Origin of the sequence: Ochrobactrum sp. RH2CCR150 (assembly GCA_014138095.1) — a bacterium.
Taxonomy (GTDB): domain Bacteria; phylum Pseudomonadota; class Alphaproteobacteria; order Rhizobiales; family Rhizobiaceae; genus Brucella; species Brucella gambitense.
This window is the reverse complement of sequence record JACGXE010000002.1, coordinates 1-19,003: the sequence shown is the minus strand read 5'-3', so window position 1 is coordinate 19,003 and position 19,003 is coordinate 1. Positions and strand designations below refer to the sequence as shown.

Below are 19,003 nucleotides of genomic sequence, written 5' to 3'. Positions count from 1 at the left end.
TTTAAGCATTCACCAGGGGAGTCCCGGCAAGGGGCTGAGATACTGCTAGCGTGCGCAGTGACCCGTTGAACCTGATCCAGTTCATACTGGCGTAGGGACGGTGCAAATGCTGGAAGGCGAGCGTCCACTGGATGCTTCCTGATGGCATTTTTTCATCCTTCCAACACTGGAACTGGGTCTCCAACGTCACATCTTGGAGCCTCAACCATGTCTATCATTAATGGCAACACAGCCCCGACTGTTACCACTGGCCCTCTCCCCGCCTCCCGAAAACTAAGCAAACCGGGAACGCTTTATCCGGATGTCCGCGTCCCGATGCGAGAAATTGCGCAGCATCCCAGTTCCGGGCTGCCACCCGTTACGGTCTATGATCCGTCTGGCCCCTACACCGACGATCACGCAACGATCAATATCGAAAAAGGGCTGCCCCGACTGCGCGAAAGCTGGATTAGCGGGCGTGGCGATGTCGAAGCCTATGAAGGGCGCTCGGTTCAACCCGCAGATAACGGCTTTGCGACAGGTGAACGACTGACACCGGAATTCCCTTTTCTAAATGCACCGTTGAAAGCAAGGAATGGCAAGGCGGTTACCCAGCTTGCTTATGCCCGTGCAGGGATCATCACTCCCGAAATGGAATTCGTCGCCATCCGTGAAAACCTTGGACGACAAGCTGTCCAGCATGAATTGCCGCGCGACGGGCAAGGTTTTGGCGCTAACATTCCCCACTATGTAACACCGGAATTCGTTCGCCAGGAGATTGCTGAGGGACGAGCTATTCTTCCTGCCAATATCAACCATCCTGAATCCGAGCCGATGATCATCGGGCGGAACTTTCTGGTTAAGATCAACGCTAATATCGGCAATTCTGCCGTAACATCTTCTATGGGCGAGGAAGTTGAAAAGATGGTATGGGCCATCCGTTGGGGTGCCGATACGGTGATGGACCTTTCAACCGGACGAAACATTCATAATATTCGAGAATGGATCATCCGGAATTCGCCAGTTCCAATCGGTACGGTACCGCTCTATCAGGCTCTGGAGAAGGTCAATGGTATTGCCGAAGATCTGAACTGGCAAATCTATCGCGACACATTGATCGAACAGGCCGAACAAGGCGTTGATTATTTTACCATACACGCTGGCGTGCGGCTTTCTTATATCCACCTCACCGCCAATCGAGTAACTGGCATCGTTTCACGCGGCGGTTCTATCATGGCGAAGTGGTGCCTGCACCATCACAAAGAGAGTTTTCTCTACGAACATTTCGAAGAAATTTGCGATATCTGTCGGGCTTACGATGTCTCATTCTCCCTTGGGGACGGTCTGCGTCCGGGATCGATAGCAGATGCCAATGACGCGGCACAATTTGCCGAACTCGAGACGCTTGGAGAACTGACCCAGATAGCATGGTCCAAGGATTGCCAGGTAATGATAGAAGGACCCGGCCACGTTCCTATGCACAAGATCAAAGAGAACATGGACAAGCAATTACACACATGCGGAGAGGCGCCGTTCTATACGCTCGGACCGTTGACCACTGATATCGCACCCGGTTATGACCATATAACCTCGGGAATTGGTGCCGCGATGATCGGATGGTTCGGTACCGCCATGCTTTGCTACGTTACCCCGAAGGAGCACCTCGGCTTGCCCAACCGCGACGATGTTAAAATCGGTGTCGTCACTTATAAGATAGCCGCTCATGCCGCAGACCTCGCAAAAGGGCATCCGTCAGCGCGTATCCGTGATGATGCGCTATCGCGGGCTCGGTTCGAATTCCGCTGGGAAGATCAGTTCAATCTTTCACTGGATCCGGAGACAGCACGTTCTTATCATGACGAGACCTTACCCAAGGAGGCTCACAAGGACGCTCATTTCTGCTCCATGTGTGGTCCAAAGTTCTGTTCAATGCAAATCTCACATGAGATACGCGCAGGATCGCAGGAAGAGAGCATGAAGGTGTGAGGCTGAAGCCGGCTAATGAGTGCAACTTCTAAATAGCTGCAGTAGCGCTATAAGTCTTACACAGACAAAGCAGGGGCACCCGCAACTCGATCATGTGGAGCTTGGCGGCGGCCATTCTGTATGGCGTGAGGCGGGGGTTTGACCACAGGGGGTACCCTCCCCACTCATCGTGAACATTAAACGTCGAAAGCCCCGCCGCTTACGCAGCGGGGTTTTTCTGTGTCTTGTTGCGCTCTGGCTTATTTCGAGGTCTTGGGCTTGTTTTGGGTTTGATGCGCTGAAGAGGCGCTTGAGCCTTTTCCTGATGTCTTTACGGGGTAAACTACGCTCTGTGCCTGTGTGGTGCCGCGGCTGTGTGAACATAGCCTTGGGAGCGCTCTTCCGATCTTTTCAGTGCTTAAAACGTCAAAAGCCCCGCATTAATTGCGGGGCTTTTCTGGAATGTTTTGGTTGCGGGGGCACGCAACTACCGATACCGACATTCATTAAAGATATCCATCTAGCAGCACTTCTGGGAAGTAATATAACCATGTCTTTTCAACTAACTCTTACACATCACTAACTGCTAGAAGCTAACAGCCACCGCCCCATCTATCCTAAACTGGTGTTGGAATGATCCGCTTCTCGATCAAATTCGTAAAAAGTTCTTTGAACATGTCTTCTGTATCGATGCAGTCCGCAAAACCATCCCGTCTGGCTTTGATCGTACTGGTAATGTTGTCGTATTGGGTTTTCAGAACCAAATCTCCGAAGTTCCAGTTCGCGATTTCGTCATAGCCATAGGGTGCAAGCCCATGATCGCGGACAAGGCCGTCCCAGAGAGCTTTTTTATCTGCCATCATCTCTTGCATCGAGAACGGAAGCGGTGCTCCGATCGGCAATTTGAAAAACTCCGCGATGCGAGGCCACAAGCGCACCCAACGAAAATAGTCTCCATTGGTGATGTTATACACTTGGCCTCGCGCGGCATCCGTAGATCCGGCCCACTCAGTTGCTTGCGCAAGAATCCGGGCATCGGTCACTTGGTAAAGCGTGTTATACGACGCGTCGGTTCCAGGGAATGTCAATGGCAAACTCAGTGCCCGACAGATCGTGGCGTAGACTGCAATCACCATGAGTAGGTTCATCGGATTTCCGACTGCCATTCCGCATACAGCCTCTGGCCTGAGCGCAGACCATTACCACTGCTTTCCGACCGAATGCACCCGCAAAAAGTCCTCTTGATCGTAATAGAAGTTGGGTGAAATATGTCTGGGATCATCTTCGCGCGCAGGTGTCGGAAAGGGCCCGAGATGACATCCGTAGGCTTTCCCGCCTTGCATGAGCGTGACGTGCTGCAACGATGGAGACGTCTGTTCTACGGTTTTCACAATATTGCAAAGCATTGCGAGGTTTGGAGCAACGAGCTCGTGACGTGTCGGTAGCTCCTTGTAGGCCGCATAAACGATATGCGTCGTACCATCTACGGTCCCAAGCTTCGACGCTGTATCAGCCTTGTCAAGAAGATCCACAGAGATATGTTCGGCTCGCGTTTTGAATTCCGGACGGCGCCTAGACAGCCCTATGACTCTCACATCCTTTTTCTGCTCATAATGTTCGAGTATCGCGCGCCCTATGACACCGACAGCCCCTGCAACTAATATTGTTTTCATGATGACTGACTCCTTAGTGCTTGGTGAAGCCAAAAGCCGTTCCGTCCTAAAACAGACCTTCCGACATCAAGCGAGATAAGATCACGATCCGATGTGTATTATCCCAATCCTATCTAGACCGATCAAACATGCTGGCCGCCGTTCACATTGATTTCCGCACCGTTGATATACGACGCTTCACCGGAACACAGGAAAAGGATTACACGGGCGATCTCCGTTGGATCACCGAGCCTATGCATGGGGATTTGGTCGGCGACTATTTTTTCCGTACCTGGTGAGAGTATCGACGTGTCGATTTCTCCAGGTGCGATCGCATTGACTCGAATTCCGTAACGGGCAAATTCGGAAGCTTGCTCGCGTGTCAACGCAGCTAAAGCTGCTTTAGAACAGGCATATGCAACGCCTGCGAATGGGTGAACCCGAGAGCCAGCGATTGATGTCACGTTGACAATTGCCCCGTTCGTCGCCTTGAGTTCAGGCAAGAGAAGCCGGGATAATGCCGCCGCTGAAAATAAGTTAACGTTAAAGACGGCCAGCCAGTCCTCATATGACGTATCTGAGATCCCCATACGAACGCCGCCCTCAAGCTTGGGGGAAATTGCCGCATTATTGACAATTCCATAAAGACCGCTGCCTCCAAGACGTTCGCTTACTTCTGCTGCCAATGTTTTATAGCTGTCAGCCCGCGACAAGTCCGCCTGGATATGGTTGTCACGACCTCCCGGCCATGGGCAATCCTCGGCGAAAGCAGCCCTCGACACGGTTAGAACCCGCCATCCGCTTTGATAAAAAAGCTTTACGGTTGCATGGCCAATACCTCGGCTTGCACCTGTCAATAGCATGGTGCGTTGCGATACATGAGGTTCATTTCGTCCAGAAAACATAGACAACTCCAATGGCTAGAACGGCTTGATGACGACAAGACCGACCACGACGATCACGATGCAGATGATGCCGAAAGCAGCAAACCGGATGGCGGCAATACCGCGTGGCTGCTGCTCAAGAGTGAGACGTCTCAGACCGCCCGATAGCATGCCGTGAATCCCGGAAAGTACAATGACGAGGGCAATTTTGATTATTATCCAGGGCTGTGACAGCCATTGACCAGTGACCGCTAGCGCGAGCCCGAATGCCCAGACCATCAGCATCGCAGGCGTTGTCACCCTTCGATCCCAGCGACGAATCCGCGCAAAGAATGCACCTCGGCGCGCCCCCGACACGTCTACAGGAATAACGTTGACAGCGGTTGTTGTGATGCCAACGGTCAACATGCCCCCAATCCAGATGATAGCCGCAGCAACATGGATTGCTTTTAACCAAAGGTAGTCCATCGGGTTTCCTTAAATTGAAGACTGTAGGGTCGCTTGACGTCGTGCAAGCGCGCGGTCGTTTAGAAAGCCACCAAAAGGAATGAAGGCTGAGACGACCATCCGGACGACCTCAAACCGGTCGTAGTCACCACCCGCAACCGTTTGGATAATGGCCCACGCATAGTAGACGAAAGCTATACCGTGGATGGGGCCCATGACCGAGACAGCCATAGGAAATCCATTGAGATGCTTTAACGGTACTGCGATGCAAAGAAGCAATATGAGTGTTGTGGCTTCGATCACAGATGCCAATCGCATCCGCCGCAACTGCGATAACTCTTCCTCAATATTCACCGAGCTCATCACCGATAATCCTGTCCAAGTCTTCGATGCCACCGCTGCGACCGCTTACCGGAAGGTGGGATATTGTCTTTCTCCCTTGCCGCCTAAGGTGACGATCCGAATAAGTTCGTCATCTCAAACGCAACGGTTTCCAAGGACAAATCGCTTCCATTGGCGCATTCAAAATTTCTATTTCACTTTTCATACAGCAGCGGCTAGCGCGAGGAAATGACGCACTTCCCTCTTTTTTCGCCATACCGAGATGTACCCTTAGCGAAGTCATGATAGGAAAGAGCAAGCTGGAAGTGTGACTGTTGAAGACTCCATGCGCTGAGAGGTTCTCGATGAATATGATTGCCGCAATTAGCAACGGGCCTGTATTGATGACTCGGGATGTAGCGTTTGTCGTGTATCCCCAATTCCAGATCCAAGATTTAAGCGGCCCTCTTTCAACATTCGAAATCGCCAGCAGGCAGAATGAATGTTTGCCGTACAATCTTCACATTGTCTCGAAAGAGGGAGGGCTTATCACAAGTTCGTCGGGCTTGGCCGTTCAGACCGAGGCCATCCGATCGGAGCCGTACGATACGATTATTTTCACCGGAGGAGACGTACTTATAAATCCCGCTGAGATAGGCTTTGAAATCGACGGTACATTTCATAAGAGTCTGCATTCTGCACGCCGGGTTGCAAGCGTCTGCACTGGCACATTTTTACTCGCAGCCGCCGGCCTCCTAAATGGACGTCGGGCTACAACTCACTGGAAATACGCCGGTCAACTTCAACGAATGTATCCGAAAATTAAGGTGGATGGAGATCGCATATTCACGAAAGACGGCGATCTCTGGACATCCGCTGGTATTACAGCCGGCATCGATCTTGCTCTGGCAATGATAGAGGAGGATTTAGGCACTGAGACGTCAAAAAGCGTGGCTCAGATGCTCGTTGTGTATCATCGCCGCCCAGGCGGACAATCGCAATTCTCGGCTATGCTGGATATGGAACCGGCTTCTGATCGTATCAGAACCGTACTCACCTACATTCGTGAACATTTGACAGAGTCTCTATCCACCGAGCGTCTTGCAGATGTAGCACATCTTAGCCCGCGGCAGTTCGGACGTTCATTTCTCGCAGAGACTGGAGAAACACCAGCTAAAGCCGTGGAACGTTTAAGAGCGGAGGTGGCCCGCGTCCGTGTCGAGCGGGGCGTAGAGCCGATAGAGGTCATTGCCCGTCAGGTTGGTTTTACCGATCCTGAAAGAATGCGACGTGCATTTCTTCGCATCTTCGGTCATCCTCCTCAGAGCCTGCGTCGTATGTCGACAGAGCCAGCCCCAAGTGCAACGCATCAGAGCGGAAAGGGCACTTTTGAAGAAAAAGCATCTTCATTCTGATGCCAACAACGAATTGTAGCCCTCTGCACAACGCTTTCGTGCCATTTGTAGGATACTTTTGACGCTCTTTCCAAATAACTTCCTACCCGTTTGGGATCGGAGGCTTCACCTGCTTTTCCATAACAAGTAGCGTATCTTGGATATGCATGATTTGCCTTAGAATAGGTTCGGGAACCGGTCTGCGGCGATCCATAACTTCTTCTATATAGTTTGCAGTGGCGGATGCGGTAATATCGTCAGGCCATTCTGGTGCAGCGACAAGAGGTGACTTTTCAGCTTCTTGCAACCGCGTCTGGACACCCGCAACGAATACATCGACCTGTTGAATCTTCCTTGCATCGGTAATGGATTCTCCTTCGATCCCCCTCAGCAGCATCGCGTCTGCGCCGAGCAGCCGATAGGTCTCAGACATGATTTCCGCGTAGGCCGTGTGCGTGTAGCTTCCGATGACCAGCGCCCGCGCAGAAGTGGGATTGAGGATTTTGACCAGGCTGTGCGCGGAGTTCCTTAGACCGATGGTTTTGCGGACATCCACAAGCTTTGCAAGCTTTGGCGCAAAAACATCGACAGGTAGAAAATTGATACCGTCAGACACATCGTCCACGTGACCACAATGGGGTAGTCCTAGCGCCGAAAATGTCTCCGCGACTGTCGTTCGTCCAGGGTCGTGATTCAATCCATGCACAATAACCCGTATGCCCTTTTCGGCGAGGAGCAATCCGAGCAGAGCCGTCAGGACAGGGAGCTTTCTCGCACCATTATAGCTTGGCAATATGACGGTTGCCCGCCCCGAAGGGGAAAGAGGTATGATTGACTGCCTCAGTCGTAGCGCATCATGAAAGCCGGCCATTTCCTCCGGCGTCTCACCTTTACTGCGCATGGCGAGGCAAAATGCACCTATTTCCAAGTCAGTTACGGTACCGTCCAGAACTTGAGCAAACAAGTCTACGGCCTGTTCGCGAGAGAGGGATTGAGCCCCCCGCGCGCCCCGACCAATAGTCTTGAGATAATGACTGATACTCATCATATCACTTCTATAAAAAAGCCCACCAGGAGATATCTGAAACACACACGCAAACCTTTGCACATAAAGTTCAAGATACGCCCTGTGTTGAGCAATTTCTGATAGGCTTAAGCGTTCATGCCGCCATCGACGTTCAGCCCTGTGCCTGTGATGTGCCGGGCAGCCGAACTGGCGATGAAAGCAACTGCAGCCGCAACATCCTTGTCCGTACCATATTTGCCAAGTGCAATTTGCGCGCGCATCGCGGCGGCGCCCGGCGCATCTGGCGGACTCATTTCCGTTTCGGTCGGCCCGGGATGCACGAGGTTGACCGTGATGCCTCGCGAGCCAAGTTCGCGTGACAAACCGCGCGTAAATGCCAGAAGCGCCGACTTTGACATCGAGTAAACAGCCACGGCTTCAAAAGCGACACGTTCCGCAAGGCATGATCCGATCGAGATAATCCTGCCGCCTTCGCCAAGGTATGGGATTGCAGCTTGCGAAGCCACTACCACTGCCCGGACATTCACCGCGAGAATCTTGTCGATATGTTCCAGTGGCATATCCTCGAGCAGCCCCTGGAACAATACCCCCGCATTGTTCACCAGAATGTCCAGACCACCGAGTTTTGAAGCAGCTTCATCGACTGAGCGTTTAATCTCTGACGCGTCCGCACTATCGGCCTGAATCGCAAAGGCTCGCCGACCTTTTGCTTCGATCTTCTTGACCAGTTCTTCGGCAGCAGTGGTGGATTTGACGTAGGTGAATGCGATGTCTGCGCCTCTTTCAGCCAATTCCAATGCGATGGCCGCGCCAATGCCACGTGAAGCACCAGTGATGAGGGCGCGCTTACCTGCAAATTCATTCATAGGCTGTTCCTTAATGGAGATCATGGTTTCGTATTCAATGGTCGTCACACGCCGCTGGTGAGCGATATGGTTGACTCACGAGGGAAAAACGAGGAGGCGGCAATTTGGTTGGCTTTGTCCGATCAATCACGAAAAGCCGCAATACTGCGCATTTCAATCTTCAACTCAGGCAGACCCAATGCTTCGACACCAAGTGCTGTCCACGCGGGAAAGGATGACGTGAGATATTTTTCCTTTACCGCGATAAACTGAGAAAAATGTTCGGGGAGGTTCACGTGATAGCTGTATATCTCGACCAGATCGTCCTTCGTCAGGCCAGCCCAGCGAAGCACTTCAAACGTTTTCTGAAAAACAAGGTCCACCTGTTCTGTAATATCGTCAGACACGGACCCATCCGGCTCTAGTGCGACCTGGCCAGAAATAAACAGCAAGCCGCCTGCACTTACTGCGGGTGAGTATCCATATTTTTCGAACTCGGCCTGACTGGGAAAGAGAGGCGAGTTAGCTGGAACGTTGATGATGCGTCTGGTCATTATGAAGACAGCCTCCGTTACGGAATGAAGTTGGACCTCACGATCCACCCTGCTTCTCCCGTAAAGGCTGAGCAAAGTAAAAGACGTATTTCCCTCATTGCTAGCCATACTGTATGCTTGGCCGAAATATCATGCTGTGAGCCTTAGAGAGGGGTGCCGCAGAACCATCGGTTCGATCAGCGGCACCCATGATCTAAGGTTGAAAACAGCTATTCTTCAATCAGGCAGAAGCGAGCCTTGCCGATTGGGACCGGCGCTGCATATGTTCCTCCGCCACTTTCAAGGCTGCGTCAGTTCGCCCCCATAAACCCTTCACCTGTGCGACAATTTCTGGGCGAGCACTTCGGGGATGACCTGAGTTCATGGTGGGCTGCGGGTCGTATTCGAGAACAAGCTGTGTGAACTCGGCCGCGTCTTGTCCTTTGAGTTCCGCGATGACCTGAAGTGCGAAATCGATACCGGCTGTGACACCCCCGCCAGTAATGCGATTTCTGTCAACGCAGACACGTTCATAGCTTGGCTCGATACCCAGTGCTATCAGGGGCTCATAAAACGGCCAGTAGGTGGCCGCCCGGTAACCCTCAAGCAATCCCGCCATTGCGAGAAGCACAGAGCCCGTGCATGCTGCGGTTATATAGGTGGCAGTTTTTCCGGCGCGAGCAATAAAATCGAGGAACTCCTGATCCTTCATGATTTCAGGTGTCCCTCCCCCACCGGCAACGAACAGTACGTCGAGATTGTCGGGAACTTCGTCAATCGTGATCGTGGGATTCATGGTGACGCCCATATCTGTTGGGACGGGCTCCATGGTCTTCCAGATTATATGGGTTTTGGCATGGAGACCGAACGCCGTCTGGGGTCCGGCAAGGTCCTGCAGCGTAAAGCCGGGGAAAATGACCATGCCAATCTGTAACTGGCGGCCTTCAGTCTTATTCTTTCTTTGATCCGTCATCGTCGTTTCCTTCGTCTTGAACATTCCTATTGAATAGCGCGTTCAAACAATCTACGTGAGTGGCAGGAATGACAAAAAACGATTGATTGCAGCCACGGCAAATAGCAGTTTACAATTTTCCGGCAGGAGCCGAATTCAATGCATAAAATTGCTGTTTTGGTGCTTGATGACGTGGTGCCACTGGATTTTGGCATCGCCTATCAGGTGTTTGCAATGGCGCGTCTGGCAGATGGAAGCAAAGCTTATGAAGTTAGGATTTGTGCGCCGAAGCGCACAATTCGCGCGGCTGGCTTTGACATGCAGGTACGACAAGGTTTGGCTGACCTTGCGCAGGCCGAAACGATCATAATTCCGGGAAGCGAATATCCGTTTCGAGACATTCCGGCAGCCGTAAGCGGTGCACTACGAAAAGCTTACGGGCGCGGTGCAAGAGTGGCGTCAATATGCACCGGAGCCTTTATATTGGCAGCGAGCGGTCTGCTTGACGGGAGACGCGCTGCTACCCATTGGCGTTTTGCAGAGGACCTTGCGAGACTTCATCCCTGCATAACAGTCGAACCGAATGTGCTTTTTGTAGACGAAGGCCGTATCGTAACTTCGGCCGGTGCGTCGGCAGGACTGGATATGTGCCTTCATCTTGTGCGACGAGATTACGGCCAGTCAGTCGCCGCCGATGCCGCACGTCTCACTGTCGCGCCATTGCACCGGGACGGTGGTCAGGCACAATTCATCCGCCACGAACTGCCGGGATCTCTGGCCAGCTTGACGCCCTTGATCGAATGGATGCGAGACAATCTGGACAGTGCCCATACCGTTGATAGCCTCGCGGCGCGCGCAAATATGAGTTCGCGCACCTTTGCCCGGCGATTTCAAGAGCAGACCGGTACGACCCCTTTGCAGTGGCTTCTCATGGCCCGCATCGATCGCGCACGCGAATTGCTTGAGGAAAGTGATACGTCCATAGATCAAACAGCATTCCTGTCCGGTTTTGGTTCAGCGGTGACCTTCCGGGCGCGCTTCCGGCGTGTCGTTGGTCTGACACCCACGGAGTACCGCCGCCGTTTTAGTCAGGGAAACTCCGGGGCGTGATCGCGAATCACATGCGAAATTACTGCGGTGTCCTGAATTGAGGGAACATCGTCCTTTAAGCCTTTTGCCTACCCTTCTATCCAAACGATATCAATTTGGACAGGAGATGCAAAAGTGCAAACTGTTGCTTCAATTCACCCGTGGTATTCACGATTTGTGTTTTTATTCGCTTGTCGGCGATCGTTTTCACTCGACAGCACCTTTTGTGTTGGTAGTGCGGGCTTCTTCCGGGGAGCCGGGCGATGACATTCTTTGGCTTACAGGCAGAAATGCTTGCGCGAATTCAGTTTGGGTTCACCGTTTCCTTTCACTTCATTTTTCCAGCATTCTCCATTGGCACCGCGAGTTTCCTCGCAGTTCTCAACGGTCTCTGGCTGTGGAAGAGAGATCCGGCCTATTTGAAACTGTTCGAATACTGGAAAACGATCTTTGCGGTGACCTTCGCCATGGGCGTCGTATCCGGAATTGTCATGAGCTATCAGTTCGGAACGAACTGGTCTGTCCTTTCTCACAGAGCCGGGTCAATCATCGGACCACTGATGGGATACGAGGTTCTCACGGCGTTTTTCCTTGAAGCGGGCTTTCTCGGCATTGCCCTGTTCGGGCGCGAGCGCGTCGGAGATGGCGCGCATATGTTCGCAGTCGCCATGGTCGCATTAGGGACTCTGATCTCGGCGACGTGGATCACCTCGGCCAATAGCTGGATGCATACGCCCGCCGGCTTCAGCATAGATGCGAACGGTATATTTATACCTGAAAACTGGTGGCAAATCGTATTCAATCCGTCTTTTCCCTATCGAATGTCACACACAGTGGTGGCGGCCTTCCTGACAACAGCTTTTGCTGTCGGTGCCGTGGGAGCATGGCATTTGCTGAAAGGAAATCAAAACCGTCAGGTTCGCATCATGTTTTCAATGGCGATGTGGATGGCCACACTAGGAACGCCGCTTCAGATTTTGCTCGGGGACGTGCACGGTCTCAATACGCTGGAACATCAGCCAGCTAAGATTGCGGCAATGGAGGGGCATTTTGAAACACACAAGAATGGCGCTCCCTTGATACTGTTTGGAATACCAGATGACGAGGCGGAGCGAACAAAATTCGCACTTGAGATCCCAAAACTCGGCTCGCTGATATTGAAGCACGATCTCACTTCCGAAATAAAGGGGCTGAAAGAGTGGTGGCGCGATCAGCGTCCGCCGGCGCTGATGCCCTTCATCACCTTCCGTATAATGGTCGGGCTCGGCTTTCTAATGTTAGGAGTGGGCCTGTGGTCCATCTGGAGTCGTTGGAAAGGACATCTATACAGTTCGCGATCATTGCATCGGTTTGCCGTGATCATGGGACCATCGGGCTTTATCGCGGTCCTTGCCGGGTGGTACACGACCGAAGTTGGTCGACAGCCATGGACCGTTTACGGACAATTGAGAACAGCGGACAGTCTTTCTCCCATATCAGCTTCAGCCGTTGGCACATCGCTTGTCATCTTTATCGTCGTCTACTTTATCGTGTTTGGTGCAGGCGTTGTCTATCTGCTGAAGCTCATGCGACGCCCCCCGCTTGAACTGGATGATCACGAACTTGGTTCCGCACCGATAAGGACCGCGGGAATGATTACAGCACATGCGCTCAGTAATAACCTCGGAGAACATCATGGAAATTGATCTTTCACTCGTATGGGCTGGGATCATTGCCTTTGCTGTTCTTGCCTATGTCATTCTCGACGGATTCGATCTGGGCGTTGGAATCATATTTCCCGCTTTCCCGGAGCGACAACACCGTGATCTCATGACAAACACCATCGCACCGGTATGGGACGGCAACGAAACCTGGCTGGTACTTGGCGGTGGCGGCCTTATGGCTGTTTTTCCCTCGGTCTATTCCATCGTTCTCCCGGCGCTTTACATGCCAATCATCATTATGTTGATCAGTTTGATCTTCCGGGGCGTTGCTTTTGAATTTCGTTGGCGAACGAGGCCAGGCTCGCACTTTTGGGACATCGCATTTTGGATGGGCTCATCGCTTGCCGCGATCATGCAGGGAATTACGCTCGGCACCCTCATTCAGGGCATAAGCGTCGAAAACCATGCTTATGCGGGCGGCCCGTGGGATTGGCTGACACCATTTTCGCTTTTATGCGGAGTTGCGCTTCTTGTAGGTTATGCTTTGCTTGGAGCCACCTGGCTTAATCTGAAGACCATGGGATATGTGCAAATACGCTGCCAATTTCTGGCCAAGCCCCTGACGGTCCTGCTGCTTGCATTGATCGGCATTGTGTCTATCTGGACCCCGTTTATTAACGAAATTTACTTTCAACGATGGTTCCGCTGGCCTACCGCTTTTTTCTCATCCTTTGTGCCGCTGTTATTGGCAATATGTGCCTATCTTTTGTTAAACGGGCTTAGAAAAAATAAACAGCTTCGACCGTTTCTGGCAGCTCTAGGCCTATTCATTCTGAGCTATGCGGGTCTGGGGATCAGCTTTTATCCATACATCATCCCGGATTCATTAACGATTCGAGAAGCCTCAGCCCCTTTCACCTCCTTGCGGTTCCTATTGGTTGGGTCCGCAATTCTGATCCCGATTATCCTCGCATATACCGGATATGCATACTGGGTTTTTCGAGGAAAGGTTCGCGCCGAAGACGGATATCATTGAATAAAAAGTCAAATCACCAGCGGCTGAGGTTCGCAGTCGCTGGTAAGAAATAAGACTGACGACTGCCTAAGTTTGAAGGATTTTTGATTTTTACCAAGGCAAGATAGTTACAAGCTTAATTGAAAAAACCTTACGATCTGTTGACACAGGTGTGAATAGCCCCGAGATTTGTCGACGCCCTCTTTCTTAATCTTGAGACAGGAAGAGTATCATGAGCAAATCGAAGTTCACAGAAGAATTTAAGCGTGACGCTGTGCGCCAGATCACGGAGCGAGCTACCTTCTAGCGACGCGGATTCCACTCGCCCATGTTATCCATGATAATCGCAGAGCCGCCGGTCAAGCCGCACTTGTCACGCAGCTGGTCGAACACACGCTTGGCGGTATGGCGCGGTTTGCGCGGCATCTTTAGATCGTCGTCGAGCCAATGCTCGATCGGTGTGCGCCACTGATAGCCCGGCGGTGTCGAATAGGCCGCGATCTTGGCCATCCTGTCACGCGATATGTTGAAATGCTTCTCGGCCTGTCGCCGGCACATACCTTCCGAGACTACCAGGCAAACACTCAGATAAAGTTCCAAGGTGTAGATTCCTACCCCTTCCTGCTGTCGCAGCAGAAGGATTAATTAAGTGGCTGAGTTTTACTCCGGCGCAGCAGGGTTATCCCGCCTCTTCCGTGGCCGACTTTTGCACTGTCGCTCTCAGAATATTAGAGCTAAATCCTGATATCGCCGTTAGCTCTTCTTTTCGCTAATTCCTTCGTGGCGCCGTTCAACAATGAGTTTTTCTCTTATTCTCTTTGCCGTTTCGATACGTGCTGCGGTGAGGTCAGCAACTGCATTAAGTTGCCTCTCAACGATATGCGCAGGAGCCCGGTCGGGAGTTCCACTATCGAAAGGTGGTTCCGGTTGATACTGCATATAAAGCTGAATCTGTTTGGCTAAATCTTCGTCGCGTACCATAGCAGCGAGTTGCAGTGCCCCATCTATACCTGAAGTAACACCCGCCGCGAAAATCCACTTGCCATCAATAACAACGCGTTCGTTGACAGGATTTGCTCCATATAGCGGAAGGACTTCCATTGATGCCCAGTGCGTGGTCGCTCGTCTCCCCATCAGAAGCCCGGCTGCGCCCAGCACAAGCGCACCGGTGCAAACGGAAAACACGTATGTCGCTGCCTCTGCCTGCTTGCGAATAAAACCAAGGACCTCCTCGTTCTCCATCACATCCTGCTGCCCTGGGCCTCCTGGAATATGCAAAATATCGAGCTTTGGCATTTCGCTCAGAGTAATCGTGGGCATTAATGGCAGTCCATGGAAATCCTTCACAACTTGCTTCTTTTTTGCGCCTATGTGGAATGTGGCGTTCGGAATAGCGGAAAGGACTTCATAAGGACCTGTCAGATCAATTTGATCAAAACGATCAAAAATCAACGATCCTATATGCAAGTGTTTACCGGGCGCGAACATCACATGGTTTCTCCTCAAGCAATTCGCCGCCTCCACAGAATACTTCCGCAGACTTGCGGTTCGCCAATCGGCGCAAAAATCGGAATCGATTTTTGTAAAGTACAACGCGTAAAAGTACAAAATTAGAGCGGTTTTGTACGTCCGAAAGAACGCACTGCGTTCTAATATTTCTCAAGTCATGATGAGCCACTATAAAGTAACTGATATGCCGCTAGTACGCTCAACTGTTCAGCTTGGAATAAACGCTATAACGCATTGGCAATCATCCGTTATACCAAAGGCATCTCACCAAATTGTATGGCATTGTCGAGCAACCGGTTCGCAAAACCCCATTCATTGTCATACCAGGCATGTACGGTGGCGTGTTTGCCATCGCCGATCACTTTGGTGAGTGTCGTATCGAAGATCGCCGAAGCAGGATTGTGGATGAAGTCGCTTGAAACCAGTGGAAGATCGTTAAGGGTGAGTATCCCTTGAAGAGGTCCTTCGCTGGCAACAGAACGCATCAGAGCGTTGATTTCCTCGACAGAAGTTTCGCGTCCGCAGGCGAAGCTTACAATCAGAAGGCATACGTCCATGGTTGGAACACGAATAGAAAATCCATCTAGCCGACCCTCCAGCTCGGGCAGAACCAGACCGATCGCTGATGCCGCGCCTGTCTTTGTTGGAATGATCGACGCCATTGCAGAGCGGGCGCGGCGCGGATCGGAATGATAGACGTCGGTCAAAACCTGATCGTTAGTCACAGCATGAACCGTGGTCATGTTTCCAGCAACGATACCGATCGCATCGTGCAACGGCTTTGCGACCGCGGCGAGACAGTTGGTTGTACATGATCCAATAGCGATGACACGATGCTCTGCTCTTAAAGCATCGTCGTTGACGCCATGAACGATGGTAGCGTCGATATCGCGACCCGCCGGCGCCGAGATTATTACCCGCTTCGCACCGGCAGCGAGGTGAGCCGACGCGGCAGCACGGTTTGCGAACAATCCCGTACATTCAAGAACGACGTCTACATTCAACTCACCCCACGGAAGTTTTGCCGGATCACGCTCCGCCAGAACTTTTATTGAATCTCCATTGACGACAAGCGCCCCGTCAGAAACAGAGATTTCGCCCGGGAATTTGCCGTGGGTCGTGTCGAACTGAGTCAAATGCGCATTGATTTCAGCACTTGCAAGATCGTTAATAGCGATAATTTCGATCGCCTCACGCTTACTCCCTTCATAAAGCGCCCGAAGTGCATTTCTCCCGATCCGGCCATAGCCATTAATCGCAATTCTCAGAACCATCATGTGTCCTTTCATAAGTTTGCGGCACACTACGGTTGGCCGAACATTCGAGAAATGACAATCTTCCCTCAAATTCAGACGCGTGTGTCCGCCGGATTACAAAAGCTATGAATTGGCCGGGTTCTGGCACCCGACGATCACGACGTTGTGCCTAATTCTGAGGGAATAATGGCTTTTACCAAACCAGTCCAACCGTGGGATAATTCGGGAAAGTCTTTCGGTCTTCCATTCAATTGAATGAATACCTCTATCGACCGGTATCTTTAAGAGGTGATCTCATCTCGACAGCACATACGACTGAGTAAACTCAATGAGATCAGCAGCGTTACCCCCTGACCGCTAGACCGGGTGAATGGGGTGAGTTGCCGTAGCAGTAGGAACAACATGACATGAATAAATTTATTTCTCGAACCGGTTATTTCATCGGTCTATGGCTGGTCGGCGTCGCCGCAGTATCCATTGTTGGATTAATTATTCGCGCAATCCTGAACTGAGTTATCGCGCATCACAACCATCGGTTTATATCATTACTCGACATCTGCAAACGGTACGTCCTTTGCGCGTTCCCGTGTGACACTTTCAATTAATCGCAAAATATAGGAAGGGTGTCAGGAAACCGGCAACGGTCCACCACAAAGCCGGTTTCCACTTGCCCTCACAGTGAAGTAAGTGGATCAACTCACATTCTTCCATTCCGACGTGATCTAGACAGCCGAAGTCACGTCTACAAACCGAACACCTTTTTCTGGCCATCCCAACCGGTGTTTCTCAGAAACTGCTCCCAGTTCAGGGTGTCTGGATTGTTCTTTCGGCTCCACTCAATGTCGCGGTCCGAACGAAAGTATCCATATTGCACTGCATACTCGACCATTTCCATTGTCTCGTGGACAAAGTCCTGGCTAAATTGCGGAAAATTCGTTCGAAAATCCTCTGACGTATGAGCCGGGATATATGCTGCCTTTTGTCCGCTGACACGACTGAACGTAGCTACCATTTCGGCAGGGGAAATAATGTCTCCGATCACTGGCAGAGTTTGACCGGCGTATGTGGAGGGATGATCGAATATCTCGAGAACCGCAGGACCGGTCGCTGTCAGCGGGTCGACAAAGGGAGTTGGAAAATATTCTGGCAAATAGATTGGAAACACCAATGTATCACCGTCCAGACGCGGCGGATAATATTCAAGAAGATTAGTGTAGAAAAATGCAAGCTCAATAAACGAACTTGTGACTGGCAGACCCCGAATATAGGCCTCGACACGCGCCTTCTCCGTGAAATGGCGGGCGAGAATTTTCCCTTGAGTAATCGTGTGTACGTCTTCCAGCGAGCTGAATACGATGTGCTTGACGCCTGCCTCGGTTGCTGCATCAACCAATTCCTTGCCGATCTCGAATTCAGTTGTTTCGGGTGGCACCACACCCGGCGTCAGCAGGAATGCACCATTGGCGCCCAGAAAGGCTTTGGTGAATTCATCCTTCCTCCCCCCCGCAAGGGGGACGGCGACTAGTTCTGCACCTGCGTTGGCCAATTTGACAGCCTCAGGTGAGTCAGTTCGTCTCGTCAGTGCGCGGACACGATAACGACCGCTTTGAAGAAGCGAGTGGGCAACGCTCCTGCCTTGCTTGCTCAGGCTTCCCGCAATCACAATCAGAGGTCTTGTCTCATTTGACATGCAAACTTCCTTTCCAAATTGAGCGGAGTACATCGATTGGTGACCACCGCGCTTGCAAATTGGCTTGCCGAGCAGTATTTGTGAAATCGATTAAGTTGTGAGTTCCAATCCATACAATGGATATCAAGCGCGTCGATCTTAACTTGCTTGTGAGCCTGGAAGCCTTGCTCATAGAGCGAAACGTCACCAAGGCAGCAGCTCGTTTGCATTTGAGCCAGCCAGCACTAAGCGCGCAATTAAATCGTCTGCGCGACGTGTTCGAAGATCAGTTGCTGATCCCCGCGCATCGGGGAATGATCCCAACAGCCAAGGCTTTGGATCTGATCGGCCCGCTCCGAATGGCAATGGAGCAACTTAGAGGAACGCTTCGTAATCATGCGGATTTCTCGCCCGAAACTGCGGCCTTGACCATTTCGATTGCTTGTACAGACTACATTGAAGCGGTCGTTGTTACACCGCTCATACTAGCGTTACAGGAGAAGGCGCCAGCGGTGCGCGTTGCAGTGCATCGGCTCAACCCGGCAAGACTTAATCAGCGATTGGCTGACGGCGAAGTAGATATGGCGATCGCGACGCCCGAAAATGAGCATGCTCAAATTCATACCCAGCACCTGTTTGAGGAAACTTACACTCTCATTGGACGAAAGGGACATCCGCGTATAGCCGAGGGGGTAACCGCAGAGGGGTTCTCAGATTTAGCGCAGATTTGCATAGCGGCAATCTAGGTGAGATTCAGCGTCAATCAGGATGAGACTCGCGCCGGGGTGTGACGGAGTGAGGGCGGAGCCCGATTGTAGTCATA

At 51.7% G+C, this 19,003-nt stretch carries 18 protein-coding genes, 1 pseudogene and 1 riboswitch; of the genes and pseudogenes, 6 read left to right on the top strand and 13 right to left on the bottom strand.

Going from position 1 to position 19,003, the window contains the following annotated elements; all coding sequences use genetic code 11:
• Positions 1 to 4: 4 nt before the first annotated feature.
• A riboswitch (TPP riboswitch) is annotated at positions 5 to 116 on the top strand.
• Between the two features lie 91 nt (positions 117 to 207).
• Entirely contained in the window at positions 208 to 1,965 is a 1,758-nt protein-coding gene (gene thiC / locus FHW03_RS03830) for a phosphomethylpyrimidine synthase ThiC (protein ID WP_182519446.1), read from the top strand.
• Positions 1,966 to 2,561: 596 nt separating this feature from the next.
• On the opposite strand, the gene FHW03_RS26010 is transcribed toward thiC, so the two are convergent.
• The 5 genes from FHW03_RS26010 to FHW03_RS03810 all read right to left on the bottom strand — a co-directional run bounded on the left by FHW03_RS26010 (position 2,562) and on the right by FHW03_RS03810 (position 5,290).
• Complete coding sequence (locus tag FHW03_RS26010) at positions 2,562 to 3,092, bottom strand: hypothetical protein (protein ID WP_377514070.1); 531 nt, start codon at positions 3,090 to 3,092, stop codon at positions 2,562 to 2,564.
• 51 nt (positions 3,093 to 3,143) lie between these two features.
• The gene (locus FHW03_RS26005) at positions 3,144 to 3,617 is read right to left on the bottom strand and encodes an NAD-dependent epimerase/dehydratase family protein (protein ID WP_377514068.1); all 474 of its coding nucleotides are present in this window, start codon (positions 3,615 to 3,617) and stop codon (positions 3,144 to 3,146) included.
• A gap of 122 nt (positions 3,618 to 3,739) precedes the next feature.
• Entirely contained in the window at positions 3,740 to 4,501 is a 762-nt protein-coding gene (locus FHW03_RS03820) for an SDR family oxidoreductase (RefSeq protein ID WP_182519445.1), read from the bottom strand.
• Positions 4,502 to 4,516: 15 nt separating this feature from the next.
• Entirely contained in the window at positions 4,517 to 4,948 is a 432-nt protein-coding gene (locus tag FHW03_RS03815) for a CopD family protein (RefSeq protein ID WP_182519444.1), read from the bottom strand.
• 9 nt (positions 4,949 to 4,957) lie between these two features.
• Positions 4,958 to 5,290 (bottom strand): DUF3817 domain-containing protein, encoded by a 333-nt coding sequence (locus FHW03_RS03810; protein ID WP_377514066.1) that lies wholly within the window; start codon positions 5,288 to 5,290, stop codon positions 4,958 to 4,960.
• Between the two features lie 323 nt (positions 5,291 to 5,613).
• Here FHW03_RS03810 and FHW03_RS03805 point away from each other — a divergent pair, with 323 nt between their 5' ends.
• A complete protein-coding gene (locus FHW03_RS03805) occupies positions 5,614 to 6,663 on the top strand; it encodes a GlxA family transcriptional regulator (protein WP_377514064.1) in 1,050 nt (349 codons plus the stop codon).
• Positions 6,664 to 6,745: 82 nt separating this feature from the next.
• Here FHW03_RS03805 and ybiB read toward each other — a convergent pair whose 3' ends face one another.
• The 4 genes from ybiB to FHW03_RS03785 form a co-directional block, all read right to left on the bottom strand.
• Complete coding sequence (gene ybiB / locus FHW03_RS03800) at positions 6,746 to 7,690, bottom strand: DNA-binding protein YbiB (RefSeq protein ID WP_210277161.1); 945 nt, start codon at positions 7,688 to 7,690, stop codon at positions 6,746 to 6,748.
• A 104-nt stretch (positions 7,691 to 7,794) separates the two neighbouring features.
• Positions 7,795 to 8,535 carry an SDR family oxidoreductase gene (locus tag FHW03_RS03795; RefSeq protein ID WP_182519443.1) on the bottom strand — a complete coding sequence of 247 codons (741 nt, stop codon included), beginning with the start codon at positions 8,533 to 8,535 and terminating at the stop codon, positions 7,795 to 7,797.
• 122 nt (positions 8,536 to 8,657) lie between these two features.
• Positions 8,658 to 9,068: a RidA family protein gene (locus FHW03_RS03790; RefSeq protein WP_182519442.1), complete on the bottom strand. Its 411-nt coding sequence runs from the start codon at positions 9,066 to 9,068 to the stop codon at positions 8,658 to 8,660.
• A gap of 220 nt (positions 9,069 to 9,288) precedes the next feature.
• On the bottom strand, positions 9,289 to 10,020 hold the full coding sequence (locus tag FHW03_RS03785; RefSeq protein ID WP_182519441.1) for a DJ-1/PfpI family protein: 732 nt from the start codon (positions 10,018 to 10,020) through the stop codon (positions 9,289 to 9,291).
• A gap of 138 nt (positions 10,021 to 10,158) precedes the next feature.
• On the opposite strand from FHW03_RS03785, the gene FHW03_RS03780 reads away from it, so the two are divergent.
• The 3 genes from FHW03_RS03780 to cydB all read left to right on the top strand — a co-directional run bounded on the left by FHW03_RS03780 (position 10,159) and on the right by cydB (position 13,767).
• The gene (locus FHW03_RS03780) at positions 10,159 to 11,109 is read left to right on the top strand and encodes a helix-turn-helix domain-containing protein (RefSeq protein WP_182519440.1); all 951 of its coding nucleotides are present in this window, start codon (positions 10,159 to 10,161) and stop codon (positions 11,107 to 11,109) included.
• Between the two features lie 242 nt (positions 11,110 to 11,351).
• The gene (locus tag FHW03_RS03775) at positions 11,352 to 12,773 is read left to right on the top strand and encodes a cytochrome ubiquinol oxidase subunit I (protein WP_182519439.1); all 1,422 of its coding nucleotides are present in this window, start codon (positions 11,352 to 11,354) and stop codon (positions 12,771 to 12,773) included.
• Positions 12,763 to 13,767, top strand: coding sequence for a cytochrome d ubiquinol oxidase subunit II (cydB, locus tag FHW03_RS03770; protein ID WP_182519438.1), 1,005 nt, complete (start codon positions 12,763 to 12,765; stop codon positions 13,765 to 13,767). Before FHW03_RS03775 ends, cydB begins: the two co-directional genes overlap by 11 nt.
• A gap of 300 nt (positions 13,768 to 14,067) precedes the next feature.
• Here the strand turns inward: cydB and FHW03_RS03765 are convergent.
• The 4 genes and pseudogenes from FHW03_RS03765 to FHW03_RS03750 all read right to left on the bottom strand — a co-directional run.
• Positions 14,068 to 14,304: pseudogene (locus FHW03_RS03765) on the bottom strand (IS21 family transposase); the annotation flags it as partial.
• A 195-nt stretch (positions 14,305 to 14,499) separates the two neighbouring features.
• Complete coding sequence (locus FHW03_RS03760) at positions 14,500 to 15,234, bottom strand: DJ-1/PfpI family protein (RefSeq protein ID WP_182520031.1); 735 nt, start codon at positions 15,232 to 15,234, stop codon at positions 14,500 to 14,502.
• A 269-nt stretch (positions 15,235 to 15,503) separates the two neighbouring features.
• A complete protein-coding gene (gene gap / locus FHW03_RS03755; protein WP_182520030.1) occupies positions 15,504 to 16,529 on the bottom strand; it encodes a type I glyceraldehyde-3-phosphate dehydrogenase in 1,026 nt (341 codons plus the stop codon).
• A 724-nt stretch (positions 16,530 to 17,253) separates the two neighbouring features.
• The gene (locus FHW03_RS03750) at positions 17,254 to 18,201 is read right to left on the bottom strand and encodes an NmrA/HSCARG family protein (RefSeq protein ID WP_182519437.1); all 948 of its coding nucleotides are present in this window, start codon (positions 18,199 to 18,201) and stop codon (positions 17,254 to 17,256) included.
• 116 nt (positions 18,202 to 18,317) lie between these two features.
• On the opposite strand from FHW03_RS03750, the gene FHW03_RS03745 reads away from it, so the two are divergent.
• Positions 18,318 to 18,926, top strand: coding sequence for a LysR substrate-binding domain-containing protein (locus FHW03_RS03745; protein WP_210277160.1), 609 nt, complete (start codon positions 18,318 to 18,320; stop codon positions 18,924 to 18,926).
• Positions 18,927 to 19,003 lie beyond the last annotated feature (77 nt).

Excerpts from the sequence above, each read along its gene's own strand:
- thiC (WP_182519446.1), top strand. The coding sequence starts at position 208 with ATGTCTATCATTAATGGCAACACAGCCCCGACTGTTACCACTGGCCCT.
- FHW03_RS26010 (WP_377514070.1), bottom strand. The coding sequence starts at position 3,092 with ATGAACCTACTCATGGTGATTGCAGTCTACGCCACGATCTGTCGGGCA.
- FHW03_RS26005 (WP_377514068.1), bottom strand. The coding sequence starts at position 3,617 with ATGAAAACAATATTAGTTGCAGGGGCTGTCGGTGTCATAGGGCGCGCG.
- FHW03_RS03820 (WP_182519445.1), bottom strand. The coding sequence starts at position 4,501 with ATGTTTTCTGGACGAAATGAACCTCATGTATCGCAACGCACCATGCTA.
- FHW03_RS03815 (WP_182519444.1), bottom strand. The coding sequence starts at position 4,948 with ATGGACTACCTTTGGTTAAAAGCAATCCATGTTGCTGCGGCTATCATC.
- FHW03_RS03810 (WP_377514066.1), bottom strand. The coding sequence starts at position 5,290 with ATGAGCTCGGTGAATATTGAGGAAGAGTTATCGCAGTTGCGGCGGATG.
- FHW03_RS03805 (WP_377514064.1), top strand. The coding sequence starts at position 5,614 with ATGAATATGATTGCCGCAATTAGCAACGGGCCTGTATTGATGACTCGG.
- ybiB (WP_210277161.1), bottom strand. The coding sequence starts at position 7,690 with ATGATGAGTATCAGTCATTATCTCAAGACTATTGGTCGGGGCGCGCGG.
- FHW03_RS03795 (WP_182519443.1), bottom strand. The coding sequence starts at position 8,535 with ATGAATGAATTTGCAGGTAAGCGCGCCCTCATCACTGGTGCTTCACGT.
- FHW03_RS03790 (WP_182519442.1), bottom strand. The coding sequence starts at position 9,068 with ATGACCAGACGCATCATCAACGTTCCAGCTAACTCGCCTCTCTTTCCC.
- FHW03_RS03785 (WP_182519441.1), bottom strand. The coding sequence starts at position 10,020 with ATGACGGATCAAAGAAAGAATAAGACTGAAGGCCGCCAGTTACAGATT.
- FHW03_RS03780 (WP_182519440.1), top strand. The coding sequence starts at position 10,159 with ATGCATAAAATTGCTGTTTTGGTGCTTGATGACGTGGTGCCACTGGAT.
- FHW03_RS03775 (WP_182519439.1), top strand. The coding sequence starts at position 11,352 with ATGACATTCTTTGGCTTACAGGCAGAAATGCTTGCGCGAATTCAGTTT.
- cydB (WP_182519438.1), top strand. The coding sequence starts at position 12,763 with ATGGAAATTGATCTTTCACTCGTATGGGCTGGGATCATTGCCTTTGCT.
- FHW03_RS03760 (WP_182520031.1), bottom strand. The coding sequence starts at position 15,234 with ATGTTCGCGCCCGGTAAACACTTGCATATAGGATCGTTGATTTTTGAT.
- gap (WP_182520030.1), bottom strand. The coding sequence starts at position 16,529 with ATGGTTCTGAGAATTGCGATTAATGGCTATGGCCGGATCGGGAGAAAT.
- FHW03_RS03750 (WP_182519437.1), bottom strand. The coding sequence starts at position 18,201 with ATGTCAAATGAGACAAGACCTCTGATTGTGATTGCGGGAAGCCTGAGC.
- FHW03_RS03745 (WP_210277160.1), top strand. The coding sequence starts at position 18,318 with ATGGATATCAAGCGCGTCGATCTTAACTTGCTTGTGAGCCTGGAAGCC.